Raw genomic sequence first — 13,941 nt, forward strand, 5'->3', positions numbered from 1 at the left:
CGTGCCGATGGGCTTGGAAGTGGCCGCCGATGCGATCGGCTCGGCGCTGGCCGCGCAGGACGGTGGGGCGATGCGGGTGGAATTGTGCGGCGGCCTGGATGGCGGTGGGCTGACGCCGTCGTTCGGCACGTTGGCGGCGGTGCGCGATCGGTTGCGCATTCCGCTGTACGTGCTGATCCGTCCGCGGGTCGGCGATTTCGTGTTCGACGCGGCGGAGGTGGAGGCGATGCGTCGCGACGTGGAGCAGTGCGTGCGCCTGGGCTGCGACGGCGTGGTGCTCGGCGCGCTGACCGCGGACGGCGAGGTGGACAAGGAAACGATGCGCGAGCTGATCGCCGCGGCCGGGCCGCTCGGGGTCACCTTCCATCGCGCCTTCGATGTCAGTGCCGATCCGCGGCGTGCGCTGGAGGATGTGATCGCGCTGGGCTGCGAGCGGGTGCTGACCTCCGGTGCGCGCGAGACCGCGGAAGAGGGGGCCGACCTGATCGCCGAGCTGGTGCAGCAGGCCGGTGCGCGCCTGAGCGTGATGCCGGGGTCTGGCGTCACCGAAGCCAACCTGGCGCAGTTGCGTGCGCGCACCGGCGCGCGCGAGTTCCATGGCTCGGCGCGTGGGCCGCTGGCATCGCGGGCGACATCGCCGCATCCGCATGTGCGCAGCCTGGGCGGCGATCGCATGCAGACCGATGTGGCGCGGGTGCGGCGGATGGTGGCGTTGCTGGCAGAGTAGGGCGCCGCCGATGCGTGGTGAGCATCGGATCGCAGCGGTGCGGCGGATGGTGACGAGATTCGTGTGTCGCGGCTGAAGCCGCTCCTACGCGGGGCGGCGGTTTGGGGGAGGCTCCACCGCGCAGACCACCGCTGATGGGTGGTGCGCGGCGCGCGACCGCAGCGAGGTCAGCGTGACGCGCCCGCTGCGGGCGTGCCGCTCAATCGCTTCGGATCCAGCACCACGTGCTTGATGCGCGTGCGCTTCCAGGTGTAGCTGATGTGCACCTTGCCGTCGCGGGTCTGGATCACCGCGGGGTAGGAGAACTCGTCCTTGGGGCTGTCTTCCAGGGTCAGCACGCGGGTCCAGTGCTGGCCATCGTCGGACAGCGCGACGGCGAGCACGCCGCGGCCGTCCCACCAGTCCTTGCCGGCCTCGGTCGGGTTGTAGACCAGTAGCGAACGGCCGTCGGCCAGCACCACGGCGTCGGTGCCGGAATTGGGATTGGCCAGGTCGAGCAGGGTCATCGGTTCCCAGGTGCGGCCGTTGTCGCGCGACCAGGTGCTGAACACGTGGTTCTGCTGGCTGCGGCCCACCGCCTGCAGGCGGCCGTCCTTGTGCAGCAGCACGCTGGGCTGGATCGCGCCGATCCTGGCCGGGTCGTTCATCGCCGGGCCGCGGGTCCAGTGCGTGCCGTTGTCGTCGGACCATTCCATGTGCGCCACCCAGCCGGCGTCTTCGCTGCTGCTGGGGCTGAGGATGCGGCCGCTGGGCAACTGCACCGGCTTGTTCTTGATCGGGCCGAGGATGCCGTCGGGCAAGCGTTCGGGCGTGGACCAGTGGTGGCCGCCGTCGCTGGACGTGGTCTGCATGCCCCACCAGCGCTTCGGGTCCGGACCCACCTTGTAGAACAGCCGCAGCGGCCCTTGCGCAGGCTGGAACAGGACAGGATTCCAGGTCGGCAACGGCTTGCCCTGCGGCTGCGCGCCGTCGGCCACGCGCTGCGCCGGTTGCCAGCCGTGCGCGTCACGGCGAGCCACCCAGATGGCGACGTCGTCGGCGCCCTCGTGGCGGCCGCCGAACCAGGCCGCGAGCAGGCCGTCGCGGGTTTCCACCAGGGTGGAGGCGTGGCACTGCGCGGTCGGCGCCTGCGCGTTGACGAATTCGCTGTAGACGATGGGCGAGGGCGGCACCTGCGGCGGGGCGACGGCGGCCGGACCGGCGATGGCGCGCACCGCGAACAGCGACAGCAGGGGGAACAGCGAAGGCGACATCATGTGGTACGGTCCTGGCCCGCAAATGGGGATACCTATTTAACATCAATTAAATACCATATGCTGACACCAGCGGTAACGCCGCCTGCCTGCCCGACCGACGATTGCGCGGAATCGCAATGCCGGACCGTCCGCTCTGTCCGCTCCGCTGGCTGGCCGTATTCGGCCTGGCCGTGCTGGCCGCGCCACCGCTGCTCGCCGGGTCTTCGCCGGCACCGCGCTGTTCGAGTACGGCGACGTGCGCTGGGTCGGCAACGCGGCCGGGGTGATCGAGGGCGAGAACTGGAACACCATCGATCGCCGCGGCGACCTGCGCTGGCGCCCGGCCGAGGTGGACACGCCTCTGCGCAGGCTGCAGTGGTTCTGGCACCCGAACAGCGACCAGGCGCTCAAGAGCGTCGACGAACTGGTGCAGATCCGGGAAGACAGCGTCGGCCGCGGCGGCCAGCTGGCTGGGCATCGTCCCGGACAAGCGCGGCCTGCTGCCCGAGGCCGACGAGAAGTGGCCGCAGGAATGGGCCAGGCGCTGCAGGCGCGCTAAGGCGCCGACCGCAACCTGGTGCGCGGCCGGCTCAAGAACGACGACGGCATCGCCGCGGCGGTGGACAGCGACCGCGACATCTTCTGGAGCACGTCGGACGGCTCGCACCACGCCACGCTGGAGCTGCAGTTCAAGCAGCCGGTGACCTTCGATAAGGCGATGTCGATGGAATGGCGCAACGATGGCCAACTGGTGCAGAAGTACGCCGTGGAAGTGTTCCGCGACGGCGCCTGGATCAAGGTGGCGCATGCGCAGGCGGTCGGCCACATGAAGATCGATCGCTTCCCCGCGGTCACCACCTCGCGCGTGCGCCTGAACATCCTGTCCAGCGTCGATGCCGCGCACATCCGCGCGTTCCAGCTGTTCAACGTGGGCGCTAACGCCACGCGCTGATCCCAGCCCGCGACACGCCACCGAAGCCGCGCCCGGCGATGTCAGGTGCGGCTTTTTTTATTGCAGCGCTGCGCTGCGTTTGCGGCGAGCACGTCGCTGCGGCCCCGGACTCGACGACACACCACTCCCCTCTCCCCCCGGGAGAGGGGCGGGGGTGAGGGTACGGCCGCACGCCGCTCCGACGGTCGCAACCTGCGCCGCAAGGACACGCGATAGCACACGACATGCACCGCGTGCCGATCTGGAGGCACGCACCGCGTGCGCGTGCCGCGTTTCCTGTGCCTTCGTGCGATTGCATCCGACACGCGCCGCATTCACGCCTCCGCCGCGGCCACGTTTAGAGGGGTGTCGCCCTCCATCCGGGGCGCGTGCCGTGCCGCCGACGCGCTGCGGTCGAGCCGCCGGGGTGGTCCCGTCATCGTGGAGCAACGCCATGCCCGATCGAGCAGGTGCATCCCGGTTCCGTGCCCTGTCGTCCGAACAGCGTCGACGGCTGCGGCAGTGGGCGCGTCTGCGCCAGGGCATGTGCGTGACCCTGGCCTGCCTGGCGGTGGCCCTGGCGCCGTCCTGGGATGCGCGCAGTGCGCCGTTGACCTCGCAGGCGTTGCTGCGCGCGTTGCGCGTGTTCGCGCCGGTCCACGGCCGTGGCGTAGCTGTCTGCGCGTCTTGCCGATCTTCGCCGCCGCGCGAAGCGCGTCCTTCCCCGCTTCCGCATGGCGACGTCGGCGCGCCGCGGAAAGCGCCTGCAAACCGGGCTGCGGCCCTGTTCCCGGGCGGCGGCTGCCGCTGCCGTTCTCTTCCCTTCAAGGATCCGCCATGGCCTATTTCAAGCTTGCACAGCAGACTCAACTGAACCGCTACGTCTGCGATTTCCACAGCCACTTCACCGGCATCCTGCCGACCCAGCGCAAGGCCCTGGACGACACGCGGCCATCGCTGGCGCAGTTGCTGGCACAGCGCTTCTATGCCGACGATCCGCATGCGTCGGCCAAGGGCGAGCTGCTGCTGTTCCGCTATGCGCTGACGCTGATGAGCGAGCGCGGCAGCAATCCCTTCGCAAAGCTGCTGGCCAAGCGCGACCGCACCGAGTACGAACGTGCTGAATGCGTGGCGGAGAACATCTACATCGCCTGCCAGGTGATCGCCGCCGAGTACGGCTACGTGCGCAGCGAACTGGCGCTGCCGCCGCAATCGCCCATGCTCTACACGCTGGTGGACGCCGAGATCGTCGCCCCGGCCCTGGCCTCGGCGGAGGGGCCCGACGCCAACTTGCGCAGCCTGGTGCGCTACTTCAACAACAAGTTCTACAGCGCCAGCAAGTACACCCCGTTCGACGATGCCTACAAGCTGCGCGGCCATTTCGTGAAGCAGCTCTGCCAGGGCGATCCGGCCAAGTACGGCACCTGGAGCGAGTCGCAGAAGGCCGATTACCGCATGTGGGTGTGGTCGACCTTCGGCTACCTGCGCGAGGACGGTGTGCTGCTGATCCAGGCCGCCGCCACCGAGGACGAGATTCCGCAACTGGCCGAGCTGGCGCAGGACTACAACGTCCAGTACGGCACCGACTACCGCCTGCTGGTGCATTCGGCCGACCACTACATGGCCGACGACAAGCTGAAGGACTTCCTGGACAAGAAGATCGCGCCGCTGCTGACCGGGAACGGCAAAGGCGATTCGACCATCGTCGGGCTGGACCTGCTCGGCGCGGAGAACAAGGTCGGCAACTACGCCGAACTGTTCACCTGGCTGCAGCGCAACGCCAACGCGCTGAGCGCCAATTTCGGCAGCGGCAGCGGGAAGCGCGCGCTGCGCGCGATCGTGCACATCCACTGCGGCGAGGGCAGCGGTTTCGGTGCGGAGAACCGCTCGGTGACAGGCTACTACCTGCACCAGATCGGCGACCCGGATGCACGCTTCTACGCCGCGCTGTCCGTGCACGTGCTGGATGCCTGGAACGCTGCGAAGGGCAAGCGCGGCGCCACGCCACGCCCCACCCGCGGGACCGCGACCCCGCAGGGCTTGTTCGAGGAGTTGTTCAGCAACACGGCTTTCAGTCACGACGGCCACGTGCTGCGTCGCTTCGACATCAACGCACCGCTGTCGCGCGAGTTGGCCGGCTACAACGCCAAGCGCAACGTGATGGCGCTGAGCGAAGCGCTGGACCAGCCATCGCTCGACGGCGGTCGCGACGTCTACCACGCGCTGGTGGAGAACAACCCGCTGTACGCGTTCCGCCTGGGGCACGACTACTACTATCGCAGCTACATGGCCGCACGCTACCCGTGGCTGGCTTTCGACACCAACCTGGGCAGCAACGCCATCACCGGTGCCTCGGCGCTGTTCGATTCGGTGCAGGGCTACCGGCTCAATCGCGGCTATCGGCAACTGGACGGCTACATCGACACCGACGTGCTGGAGGCGGTCGGCAATGCGGTGCTGAGCATGGAGGCGCAGGGGCTGGACCGGGCGCAGATCGCCCAGTTCATCGCCATCAGCCAGCAGCCCGGCGATCTGGCCGAGACGCTGAACAACAACCAGGCGTATCTGCAGGGGCAACTGCAGGCGGCGCTGCAGCCGATCTACGACCCGGCGCAGGCCGAGTTCCTGTTCGGCACCTATTGCAAGCTGGTGCTGTACTGCGCCGGCGACGCCCCGGCCGCAGCGCTGCGCTACCAGGCCATGGTGCGTGCGCTGCTGGTCGTGCAGAACTGGCGGTCCTACCTGTTGGGCGCCGACGGCCAGGGCGTGGAGCACACCGGCGTGCAGCGCGAATACCTGCGCATGCTGGTGCTGTTGATCTACAAGCTGCTGCCGAGCAACCAGAACGAACTGCAGGTGGATCTGCTGCAGACCATGGCCGCGCTGCTGCGCAGGCTGGCGTTGAGCTACTGGCGCGCCACGGTGGGGCCGACCAACGCGCTGGAGGTCACTGGCAGCCTGCTCGGGCTGGAATCGCTGGATGGCTTCAAGGGCCCGGCCTCGGTGGTCGTGGTGCGGCGTTCGCCGCCGGCAGCGGCATGATCGGCGCCTGGGACGCGACGGCGACGGACGACGTCGCCGCCTACCTGTGGCACACGGAACTGTCGCGTGTCGGTGCGGCCGTCACCGCGCCCGCACCGACATCGACCCCCACACCTACGGCCGGCACGGCGACCGCACCGCCCGCGACGCCGCCGCAGGAGCCGCCGCCACCGTCGTCGCAGTCGCCGGCACCAGCGCCGACGCCTGTGCCGCCGGCAACCGAGGCCACGGCGGACATGCAGCGCTTGCTGCATGCGCTGAGCGACCAGAAGGTGCTGGAGGCGCTGATCAAGCTGTTGCGCTGAGCCGTCCGCAAGACACGATTCGGGCCCGCTGTCCGTGAAGCGGGCCCATTTTTTTGCGCGACTGGCCCACATAACCGCAGCGCCGCCGCTTCAGCCGTATGCAGGCGTAGACAAAGCGCGCGCGCGCCCCACACGCCGTGCGGCTGCGCGTACATCGCGCCCGCGGTTGTCACCCAGGGAACAGCTATTGCCGCCGACCGCCACAGAGACTCGTCGCACAACGGGATTTCGGAGCATGCGATGGAGACGGCAAAGGAAAAGGCAGGCACAACCGCCAAGCGATTCGTGGAGGCCGACGAGATGTTCACCCGCGCCTGGCGCGCGACGCTGCCGGACCTGCGGCGGCGTGCGCTGCGGCTGGCCAATGGGCGTGCGGACGCGGCCGAGGATCTGCTGTCGGATACCGCGGTGAAGGCGCTGCTGTTCATGCGCCGCTCGCCGGAGGCGATGACCGATCCGCAGGGATTCCTGTTCGTGGTGCTGCGCCACGTGTTCCTGGACCTGGTGCGACGGCGCCGCGGCGGCGGCGAGCCGCTGGACCGCCCATCCGAGGCTAAGGAAGTGGACGCCGTGGCCGATCAAGCAATGACCGCCCTGCAACGCGCCGAGCTGGAGGAGCAGATGGAGCGCGTGGTGGCGGCGGTGGCGGCGCTGAGTCGGGAGCAGCGCCGCCTGTTCGCCTATCGCTTCGTCGAGGAATTGCCGTATCCGGCCATCGCCAACCTGCTGCGCATCAACCAGCCGCTGGCGCGCAAGCGCGTGGAACTGCTGCGCAAGCGCCTGCGGCTGGCGATGGTGGCCGAATGAGCGCGTCGGCTGCTGTTTCACAAGCCGCCCACGGCGGCGTTTTCCCTCCACGCCGGGCCGTCCAGGGCCGCGGCATCGCGGGCGCCGCGGCGGGGCGTGGCACCGGCCATCCCCGTCGCGGCGCCTCCCCGGCAGGCGACTCACCAAGGAACCAGGCTCATGGCAGACAACACGCTCGTCAATTCGCAGATCACCGACGCAGTCACCCAGACCAACGTCAAGGTGGTCGCCGAGGCGCCCGCCCAGGCGATCGCCTCGCTGTACCAGGTCTCCAGCCACTCCACCGGGCTGGCGTTGCAGAACGCGGTGCACAGCCAGCAGGCGCTGAACCAGGTCTCCAACGCCGTGGTGTCCAAGGCGGTGGCGCTGATCATGGCGATCGGCGAGAAGTGATGCAGCGCCGCGGCCCGCGCCGCGGCGGCTGAGGCGGGCACCGATCCATCCATCAGGAGAGTGGCATGTGGCCTTTCGCAAGCAAGAAACCCCCGGGATCCCCGACGGCCGCGGCGCCGGCCAGCGCGGCAACGGCGCCGGCATCGGCCGCGGCTGCGGCGCAGACGCCGGACGCGCCTGCGGCGGCACCGGCGACGACCGACGCATCGGCAGCCCCTTCGGCTGCGGTGCATGACACAGCAGCACCCACTGCGGCTGCGGCGAGCGACCCGTCCGCCACAGCGTCGGCGAGCGACAGCGCGCCGGCCGCTGCTGCCGCCGCCGCCGCCGCGCCCGGCACAGCCGAGTCCAGCGCCGACGCCGCACCAGCGGCAGGTGGCGATGGCGCAGCGCCGCCCACGGCATCGCCTGCGGCCGCGGTCTCGCCACCGCCACCGCCGCCACCGCCGTCCATGTTGAGGACGCTCAACACGCACATGCTCGCGCAGGCCTCGGCGGCCAGCCCGGCCAGCGATGCGCTCAACAGCAAGATCGTGCAGGCCGTGCAGCTCACCAATGCCGAGACCATGGCCTACGCGCCGTCGCAGATCGTGGTCGGCTCGAACATGCTGATCAGCCAGGCCTCGGGCCTGATCGCGCAATCGGCGGCGGTGTACTTCGACGGTGTCAGCAAGATGGCCTTGGCCAGCCAGGGCGTGCTGCTCAAGCAGATGACCGAGAACCTGGCCGAGAACAAGATGGAGCAGGCCGCCGAGGATGCGCTGGGCGTGCTGGCCACCGACGTGCTGGTCGGGGCCGCCGCAGCGGTGGCGGCCGCTGCCGGCGCGCTGGAGGCCGAGTCCGCCGGCTTCGCCATCGACAAGATCGACCAGAGCATCGCCAAGTACGCGGACCTGATGCGCGGCCGCAAGTCCGCGTCCACGTAAGGTAGTTCGTACCACCGGTTTCACCACACGCACAGGGGAGCGCCATGCAGGACAACCAAGCATCCGATTTCGCCACGCTGCGCCAGTTCGCCGAGAACTGGTTGCGTCGCCCGCTACTTCCTCTTGAGGAGGAGCAACTGCGGCGCTTCGCGTCGGAAACGTCCGCACCGCCGGCAGTGCCTGCCGCCGAAACAGCCGGCAGTTCGCCGTCGCTGATCGATGCCGAGCGCGAGCGCGTGAAAGGCTTGATCCAGCAGATGCAGCAGACGATGCAGAACAGCCGGGGCGCGCTGAACGGGGCCACCGCGGCCAGCGAAGCGGCGGTGCTCAAGGCTGTCCAGTCAGCCGACTCGCTGGGCCAGTTGCGGCCGAACCAGTTGCGGCCGCCGCAGAGCGGCGAGGGCGGCAGCAACCACTTGGTGATGTCGCAGATCGCCGATCGCCTGGCCAATCTCGTGCAGGCCGAAGTGCGTGCGTGCTTCGAACGCGAGTTCGGCAGCTTGGCCCAGCAGATGCAGGCGGTGGTGGAGGCAGCGCGTGCGCAGGGGCTCATCGCGGCCGAGTCGGCCGCACCGGCCGCGGAGCCGCACGCGCCATCGTCGCCTCCGGCTGCCTGAGCCGTTCCGCTGCACGGCGGCGCCTTCGCGTATCCCACGCGGAGGCGCGCGCCGTGTGCGCGTGTCTGCTGCGCACGAACGTATGCGTGGCGTGTGGCGCGTGTGGCATGCGTCGGCTGTGTCGTGCGGCCTGCGCCAGCCATGGCGCCATGTCCTGGCAGCGAACGCAGCTGCGCGTCATCGGTAATCCAATCGGTGGCATGTCGCACGCCATCGTCCGTTCGCCTGCGGTACGGGTGAATCGCACTGCATGGTGGCGGAGGCAGCGAGGTGGCCTGCACCGCAGTGGTTGCAACACGCATCGGTCGAGGTCGCGGCGTATCGCGGTCGGTGTTCCTGCGTCGCCCGCGCATCGCGACGACGCTGGCGAGACAAACGCCGCACAGGTTTCACAGGTTCTGCACTGTCCCGTTTTCAGAGATCGTACGGCGTGGGCCGTACCCCAACCAGGAGCGAACACATGGCATTTCCCACCGCGGTCAACGACCAGATCACCGATGCGGTCACCCAGTCCAACGTGAAGGTCATCGGCGAGGCGCCGGCCTTTGCGATGGCGTCGATCTACCAGAGCATGGCGCACTCGACCGGCATCCTGTTCGAGAACGCCGTCTCCGCGCAGCAGCAGCAGAACACCCTGGCGCAGGCCGCGGCCAACCAGGGCGTCATGCAGATCTACAGCCTCGACTCCACCGCCGCCGCCGGCGCCACCGAGAAGGTCGCGCAGACCGGCGTGTCCGACAACCTCACCAGCCTGCTGACCGTGCTCAACGCGTTCAAGCAGTCGTAAGCCACACGCGCTAACGCCGCCGCCAGGCGGCGCTAGCCATGCAACTCCCTTCCTAACGAGGACCGTTCCATGGCCTATCCCACCGCAGTCAACAACCAGATCACCGACGCCGTCACCCAGTCCAATGTCAAGGTCATCGGCGAAGCGCCGGCCTTCGCGATGGGCTCGATCTACCAGAGCCTGGCGCACTCCAGCGGCATCCTGTACGAGAACGCGGTCGCCGCGCAGCAGCAGCAGAACACGCTGGCGCAGGCGGCGAACAACCAGGGCGTCATGCAGGTGTACAGCCTGGACACCACCGCGGCCGCGGGCGCGTCGGAGAAGATCGCCCAGACCGGCGTGTCGGACAACCTGACCAGCCTGCTGACCGTGCTGCAGGCGTTCCAGGGTTCGCCCTACAGCAAGGGTTGAGCCCGCAAGCGCGACGTCACGCGGCTGCGTGGCGCCGTCCGGCTGGACGCGTCGCTCCGGTCCCGACACGGGCCGGAGCGACGCCATCACCACGCGGCCATCGCCGCCCTTTGATGACCCACTGCACTCGAACGGCACGCGCCTTGGCGGCCTGCCGCGACAGGGTGCGTTCGAGGCCCTGGCGCCACGCCCCCTGCGCCCAGGGAAGGGGAACTATGGACCTTCCTGCAATCGCCGATTTGCAGCGCGCCGACCGCATCCTGCCGGCCGACGCCAGCGACGCCCCGCCCGCGGATGCGGCCGGCGCCCGCCATCGCCCGTTGCTGGAGCGCTCGGCCGTGTTCCAGGGCATGCCCGCGTCGGCGCTCGATTACCTGCTCGCGCACGCCAGCGAATGCGCCCTGGACTCGGGAAGCGTGCTGTTCTTCAAGCACGATCCCAGCAGTTTCGTCGGGGTGGTGGTGCAGGGGCGCCTGTACAAGGTGCTGTACGGACCCGATGGGCAGGAATTGATCGTCGGCACCATCGAGCCGGGCGGGCTGGTCGACGAGCAGGCCTTGCTGGAACAGCATGGGCGCAGCTTCACCGCCATCGCCTTCGGCCCGAGTTGCGTGCTGAAACTCGCGCGCCGCCATTTCGCCGCGCTGATGACGGTGCCGCTGTTCCAGCAGCGGATCGATGCGCTGCTGCGTCTGCGCCTGCGGCAGACCCTGGACAGTCTGGAAAGCATCTGCCTGCACCGCCTGGAAGTGCGCCTGGCGCGCTACGTGCTGCATCAACTCGAACTGCAGGCGCCGCACGCGGGCGGCGGCGATACGGTCGCGCTCCCGCCGAACCAGAGCATCCTGGCGGCGATGCTCAACGCCAGCCGCTCCAAACTCAATGCGCAACTGCAGCGCTGGGTCCGCAGCGGCCTGGTCAGCCGACGCCGCCACCTGTTGCGCGTCCACGACCTCGGCGCGCTGTATGCCAAGGCCAGCCTGCAGGGCGCGGCGGCGATGTCGGTGTCGGACGGCGAGGACACGCCGGCGCGTGCCGCCTGTCCGCCGTGGACCGATCGCCGCGCCGACTGAGGCCACTGCTCACCGATGGCGGGATCGAATGCCTGCCGCGCGTTCGCCGTACGCGACGCCGGAAATCGCAACGCGGTGCAGATCCGAGCGGCGTCGGGTGATGCGATACCAAAGGAACCGACACCAGTGCTCGCGCTCCCGGGGAGCGCTTGCGCGACCATCAGCTCGCCACTGTATCGCCACGCACGCAGTCCGGGACTGCGGCCGGTGCGCGCGACAGGTCGTTGCTGCGATACGCCTCGCCCCATTCGCGCAGGCTGATCAGCACCGGCGCGAGGGAGTGGCCCAGCGGCGTCAGCGCGTATTCGACCTTGGGCGGCACCTGCGGATAGACGTGGCGCACGATGACGCCGTCCTCCTCGAGCTCGCGCAACTGCAAGGTCAGCATGCGCTGCGTGGCATTGGGAACCAGGCGCGTCAGTTCCATGAAGCGCTTCTTGCCGGAGAGCAGGTGGAACAGGATCACCGGCTTCCACACCCCGCCGATCACCGAAAGCGTGACTTCGACCGCGCAGCCGCTCTTGCCATCCAGACGTTTCAGACGCATGGTCGTTGTACCTACAAAATTGATAGTACCTGCGAAAATTGTACGTTCTTGCGATGCAGGAAGTGCATCCCGACAATGCCTGCAATGCGGTTTCGCTGCAACCGATGCGGCGCTGCCCCTCGCCACTTTCCCCCAAGGATGTCGTGCCCATGAAAGCCATCACCCTGCACCAGCCCGCTGGCCTCGAGAACCTCCGCCTCGTCGATCTGCCCGACCCCGGCCAGCCGGGCGCCGGCGAACTCCGCGTGCGCGTGCATGCCAGCTCGCTCAACTTCCACGACCTGGGCGTGGTGACCGGGCGCATGCCCAGCGCCGACGGCCGCATCCCGATGTCCGACGGCGCTGGCGTGGTGGAGGCGGTGGGCGAGGGCGTGGACGAGTTCGCCGTGGGCGACGCCGTCGTCTCGACCTTCTTCCCGACCTGGCTGGATGGCGGCCCGACCATCGCCGATTTCGCCACCGTGCCCGGCGACGGCGTCGACGGCTATGCACGCGAATACGTCGTTCGTCCCGCGCACTGGTTCACGCACGCCCCGCGCGGCTACAGCCACGCGGAGGCGGCGACGTTGACGACCGCCGGGCTCACCGCCTGGCGTGCACTGGTGGTGGACGCGCGGCTGAAGGCCGGCGACACCGTGCTGGTGCTCGGCACCGGCGGCGTGTCGATCTTCGCCCTGCAATTCGCCAAGCACATGGGCGCCACGGTGATCGCCACCTCGTCCTCTGACGAGAAGCTGGCACGCGCGCAGGCGCTGGGCGCGGACTTCACCATCAACTACCGCCGCGATACCGACTGGGCGGCCAAGGTGCTCGACTACACCAACGGCCGCGGCGTCGACGTGGTGATCGAAGTGGGCGGACCGGACACGCTGGGCCAGTCCATCCGCGCCTGCCGCATCGGCGGCCACATCGCCTTGATCGGTGTGCTGACCGGCATTGCCGGCCAGGTGCCGACCGTGGCGCTGATGCAACGCCACCAGACCCTGCAGGGCCTGATCGTCGGCAGCCGCAGCCACCAGCGCGACATGGTCCGCGCCCTCGACGTGACCGGCATCAAACCGGTGGTCGACCAGACGTTTGCGCTGGCAGATATCGCTGATGCGTTCGCGCACCAGGCGGCGGGGAAGCATTTTGGGAAGCTGTGCTTGTCGATCTAGAGCGTAGTTGCTTGGGCGGTCAGTCGTGCTGCGAAACCGCCTGGGCTTGAACGAGGTGTTAGGACGAACCCTTCAGTCCCCTGCTTTGATTGTTGAAAGATTCTGTTCTCTCGGGAGTGGTATCGCCACGGCAGGCACTATCGATGAAGAAATTGACTGTGCTTTGGCTTTTGCAGCGGCAATTTCACCAGAACTCAGTGCGTCGAGAAGTGTGTCTCGTTTTGGGGCGGCTGAAGATGACCCTAAATCTGCGGCAACGATCAGGTAGGCGAGTGATGTGACGTAATCGACACCGGTCCCACGGCCTTGAGCGTATTGAACGCCAGGGTTATGGAAGGCGGGCGAATAGCCATGCTTTCCTGCGCGCTCATACCATTGGATCGCGGTTTTTGGGTCTGAACTAACGCCTTGGCCATGTGCATACATGACCGCAACTACGTACGCCGCTTGAGGGACATCCTTTTTTGCGGCAAGTAAAAGCCATCCAAAGGATTGAGGGTAATCTTGTTTGACTTCGATGCCATGGTGGTAAATCAGTCCCAGCGTGTATTGCGCCGATGGGTCGCCAGCATCTGCGAGGGGCTCGAGTATCCCTAGGGCAGCTTTGTAGCTTCCACTGTCATAGGCGCGAATTCCATCTAGAAGGTCGCTTGCTATAGCTTGGATAGGGAATGCCAGAAGAAGCGCAAAGGTGAGAATTGCTCTATGGATTTGAGATTTCTTGATCATATAGGCTCGCATCCGAGTTCGGCCCAACACCGGAGTGAGGCTGCGCCGCGAAGCGGCGTCGGCTTGGACGACGTGTTAGCCGGCTAACTCACCGGTTGCGAGCGCCCGGCTTGCAAGCATCAAGCGCGCGTGATGGATCAGCTCAAGCGACGGCCTAGACGGATCATGGGAGCCCGCCATGCCAGCGATGTTCTTGCTGATCTGGACAGGGGTCATTATCAGGCCCCATGGGAAACCCCACCAGCCAAACACAG

At 68.0% G+C, this 13,941-nt stretch carries 17 protein-coding genes; 13 read left to right on the plus strand and 4 right to left on the minus strand.

Going from position 1 to position 13,941, the window contains the following annotated elements; genetic code table 11:
• Nucleotides 1-7 precede the first annotated feature (7 nt).
• Nucleotides 8-727, plus strand: a complete 720-nt coding sequence (locus tag J7357_RS00175) for a copper homeostasis protein CutC (RefSeq protein WP_209244853.1) — start codon at nucleotides 8-10, stop codon at nucleotides 725-727.
• 167 nt (nucleotides 728-894) lie between these two features.
• On the opposite strand, the gene J7357_RS00180 is transcribed toward J7357_RS00175, so the two are convergent.
• Nucleotides 895-1,983: a sialidase family protein gene (locus J7357_RS00180; RefSeq protein ID WP_209244137.1), complete on the minus strand. Its 1,089-nt coding sequence runs from the start codon at nucleotides 1,981-1,983 to the stop codon at nucleotides 895-897.
• A gap of 235 nt (nucleotides 1,984-2,218) precedes the next feature.
• Between J7357_RS00180 and J7357_RS21275 the strand changes: the two genes are divergently transcribed.
• The 6 genes from J7357_RS21275 (at nucleotide 2,219) to J7357_RS00205 (ending at nucleotide 7,440) form a co-directional block, all read left to right on the plus strand.
• On the plus strand, nucleotides 2,219-2,521 hold the full coding sequence (locus J7357_RS21275) for a hypothetical protein (RefSeq protein ID WP_244667160.1): 303 nt from the start codon (nucleotides 2,219-2,221) through the stop codon (nucleotides 2,519-2,521).
• A gap of 18 nt (nucleotides 2,522-2,539) precedes the next feature.
• The gene (locus tag J7357_RS21280) at nucleotides 2,540-2,914 is read left to right on the plus strand and encodes a discoidin domain-containing protein (RefSeq protein WP_343237378.1); all 375 of its coding nucleotides are present in this window, start codon (nucleotides 2,540-2,542) and stop codon (nucleotides 2,912-2,914) included.
• Nucleotides 2,915-3,730: 816 nt separating this feature from the next.
• Nucleotides 3,731-5,935, plus strand: a complete 2,205-nt coding sequence (locus tag J7357_RS00190; RefSeq protein ID WP_209244138.1) for a hypothetical protein — start codon at nucleotides 3,731-3,733, stop codon at nucleotides 5,933-5,935.
• A complete protein-coding gene (locus tag J7357_RS00195; RefSeq protein WP_209244139.1) occupies nucleotides 5,932-6,240 on the plus strand; it encodes a hypothetical protein in 309 nt (102 codons plus the stop codon). The genes J7357_RS00190 and J7357_RS00195 overlap by 4 nt, the downstream gene beginning before the upstream one ends.
• Nucleotides 6,241-6,540: 300 nt before the next feature.
• Nucleotides 6,541-7,047: a sigma-70 family RNA polymerase sigma factor gene (locus J7357_RS00200; RefSeq protein ID WP_209244140.1), complete on the plus strand. Its 507-nt coding sequence runs from the start codon at nucleotides 6,541-6,543 to the stop codon at nucleotides 7,045-7,047.
• A 159-nt stretch (nucleotides 7,048-7,206) separates the two neighbouring features.
• On the plus strand, nucleotides 7,207-7,440 hold the full coding sequence (locus J7357_RS00205) for a RebB family R body protein (RefSeq protein ID WP_010343225.1): 234 nt from the start codon (nucleotides 7,207-7,209) through the stop codon (nucleotides 7,438-7,440).
• Nucleotides 7,441-7,492: 52 nt separating this feature from the next.
• Here the strand turns inward: J7357_RS00205 and J7357_RS00210 are convergent, their stop codons facing one another.
• Complete coding sequence (locus J7357_RS00210; RefSeq protein ID WP_209244141.1) at nucleotides 7,493-7,909, minus strand: hypothetical protein; 417 nt, start codon at nucleotides 7,907-7,909, stop codon at nucleotides 7,493-7,495.
• Nucleotides 7,910-7,916: 7 nt separating this feature from the next.
• Here J7357_RS00210 and J7357_RS00215 point away from each other — a divergent pair, with 7 nt between their 5' ends.
• The 5 genes from J7357_RS00215 to J7357_RS00235 all read left to right on the plus strand — a co-directional run bounded on the left by J7357_RS00215 (nucleotide 7,917) and on the right by J7357_RS00235 (nucleotide 11,254).
• Complete coding sequence (locus J7357_RS00215) at nucleotides 7,917-8,366, plus strand: hypothetical protein (protein ID WP_010343224.1); 450 nt, start codon at nucleotides 7,917-7,919, stop codon at nucleotides 8,364-8,366.
• Between the two features lie 44 nt (nucleotides 8,367-8,410).
• Nucleotides 8,411-8,983 carry a hypothetical protein gene (locus J7357_RS00220; RefSeq protein WP_209244142.1) on the plus strand — a complete coding sequence of 191 codons (573 nt, stop codon included), beginning with the start codon at nucleotides 8,411-8,413 and terminating at the stop codon, nucleotides 8,981-8,983.
• A gap of 460 nt (nucleotides 8,984-9,443) precedes the next feature.
• The gene (locus J7357_RS00225) at nucleotides 9,444-9,770 is read left to right on the plus strand and encodes a RebB family R body protein (protein WP_010343222.1); all 327 of its coding nucleotides are present in this window, start codon (nucleotides 9,444-9,446) and stop codon (nucleotides 9,768-9,770) included.
• A gap of 69 nt (nucleotides 9,771-9,839) precedes the next feature.
• Nucleotides 9,840-10,181, plus strand: a complete 342-nt coding sequence (locus J7357_RS00230) for a RebB family R body protein (RefSeq protein ID WP_010343221.1) — start codon at nucleotides 9,840-9,842, stop codon at nucleotides 10,179-10,181.
• A gap of 215 nt (nucleotides 10,182-10,396) precedes the next feature.
• Complete coding sequence (locus tag J7357_RS00235) at nucleotides 10,397-11,254, plus strand: Crp/Fnr family transcriptional regulator (RefSeq protein WP_209229658.1); 858 nt, start codon at nucleotides 10,397-10,399, stop codon at nucleotides 11,252-11,254.
• Nucleotides 11,255-11,414: 160 nt separating this feature from the next.
• Here the strand turns inward: J7357_RS00235 and J7357_RS00240 are convergent, their stop codons facing one another.
• Nucleotides 11,415-11,801, minus strand: coding sequence for a helix-turn-helix domain-containing protein (locus J7357_RS00240; protein ID WP_209244143.1), 387 nt, complete (start codon nucleotides 11,799-11,801; stop codon nucleotides 11,415-11,417).
• 149 nt (nucleotides 11,802-11,950) lie between these two features.
• Here J7357_RS00240 and J7357_RS00245 point away from each other — a divergent pair, with 149 nt between their 5' ends.
• Nucleotides 11,951-12,958: an NAD(P)-dependent alcohol dehydrogenase gene (locus J7357_RS00245; protein ID WP_209244144.1), complete on the plus strand. Its 1,008-nt coding sequence runs from the start codon at nucleotides 11,951-11,953 to the stop codon at nucleotides 12,956-12,958.
• A gap of 72 nt (nucleotides 12,959-13,030) precedes the next feature.
• Here the strand turns inward: J7357_RS00245 and J7357_RS00250 are convergent, their stop codons facing one another.
• Complete coding sequence (locus J7357_RS00250; protein WP_209244145.1) at nucleotides 13,031-13,687, minus strand: tetratricopeptide repeat protein; 657 nt, start codon at nucleotides 13,685-13,687, stop codon at nucleotides 13,031-13,033.
• Nucleotides 13,688-13,941 lie beyond the last annotated feature (254 nt).

It is taken from the genome of Xanthomonas sp. D-109, from assembly GCF_017746095.1.
In the GTDB taxonomy this organism is placed as follows: Bacteria; Pseudomonadota; Gammaproteobacteria; order Xanthomonadales; family Xanthomonadaceae; genus Xanthomonas_A; species Xanthomonas_A sacchari.

Excerpts from the sequence above, each read along its gene's own strand:
- J7357_RS00190 (WP_209244138.1), top strand. The coding sequence starts at position 3,731 with ATGGCCTATTTCAAGCTTGCACAGCAGACTCAACTGAACCGCTACGTC.
- J7357_RS00235 (WP_209229658.1), top strand. The coding sequence starts at position 10,397 with ATGGACCTTCCTGCAATCGCCGATTTGCAGCGCGCCGACCGCATCCTG.
- J7357_RS00240 (WP_209244143.1), bottom strand. The coding sequence starts at position 11,801 with ATGCGTCTGAAACGTCTGGATGGCAAGAGCGGCTGCGCGGTCGAAGTC.
- J7357_RS00200 (WP_209244140.1), top strand. The coding sequence starts at position 6,541 with ATGTTCACCCGCGCCTGGCGCGCGACGCTGCCGGACCTGCGGCGGCGT.
- J7357_RS00225 (WP_010343222.1), top strand. The coding sequence starts at position 9,444 with ATGGCATTTCCCACCGCGGTCAACGACCAGATCACCGATGCGGTCACC.
- J7357_RS00180 (WP_209244137.1), bottom strand. The coding sequence starts at position 1,983 with ATGATGTCGCCTTCGCTGTTCCCCCTGCTGTCGCTGTTCGCGGTGCGC.
- J7357_RS00205 (WP_010343225.1), top strand. The coding sequence starts at position 7,207 with ATGGCAGACAACACGCTCGTCAATTCGCAGATCACCGACGCAGTCACC.
- J7357_RS00230 (WP_010343221.1), top strand. The coding sequence starts at position 9,840 with ATGGCCTATCCCACCGCAGTCAACAACCAGATCACCGACGCCGTCACC.
- J7357_RS00250 (WP_209244145.1), bottom strand. The coding sequence starts at position 13,687 with ATGATCAAGAAATCTCAAATCCATAGAGCAATTCTCACCTTTGCGCTT.
- J7357_RS00245 (WP_209244144.1), top strand. The coding sequence starts at position 11,951 with ATGAAAGCCATCACCCTGCACCAGCCCGCTGGCCTCGAGAACCTCCGC.
- J7357_RS00215 (WP_010343224.1), top strand. The coding sequence starts at position 7,917 with ATGCTCGCGCAGGCCTCGGCGGCCAGCCCGGCCAGCGATGCGCTCAAC.
- J7357_RS00220 (WP_209244142.1), top strand. The coding sequence starts at position 8,411 with ATGCAGGACAACCAAGCATCCGATTTCGCCACGCTGCGCCAGTTCGCC.
- J7357_RS00175 (WP_209244853.1), top strand. The coding sequence starts at position 8 with ATGGGCTTGGAAGTGGCCGCCGATGCGATCGGCTCGGCGCTGGCCGCG.
- J7357_RS00195 (WP_209244139.1), top strand. The coding sequence starts at position 5,932 with ATGATCGGCGCCTGGGACGCGACGGCGACGGACGACGTCGCCGCCTAC.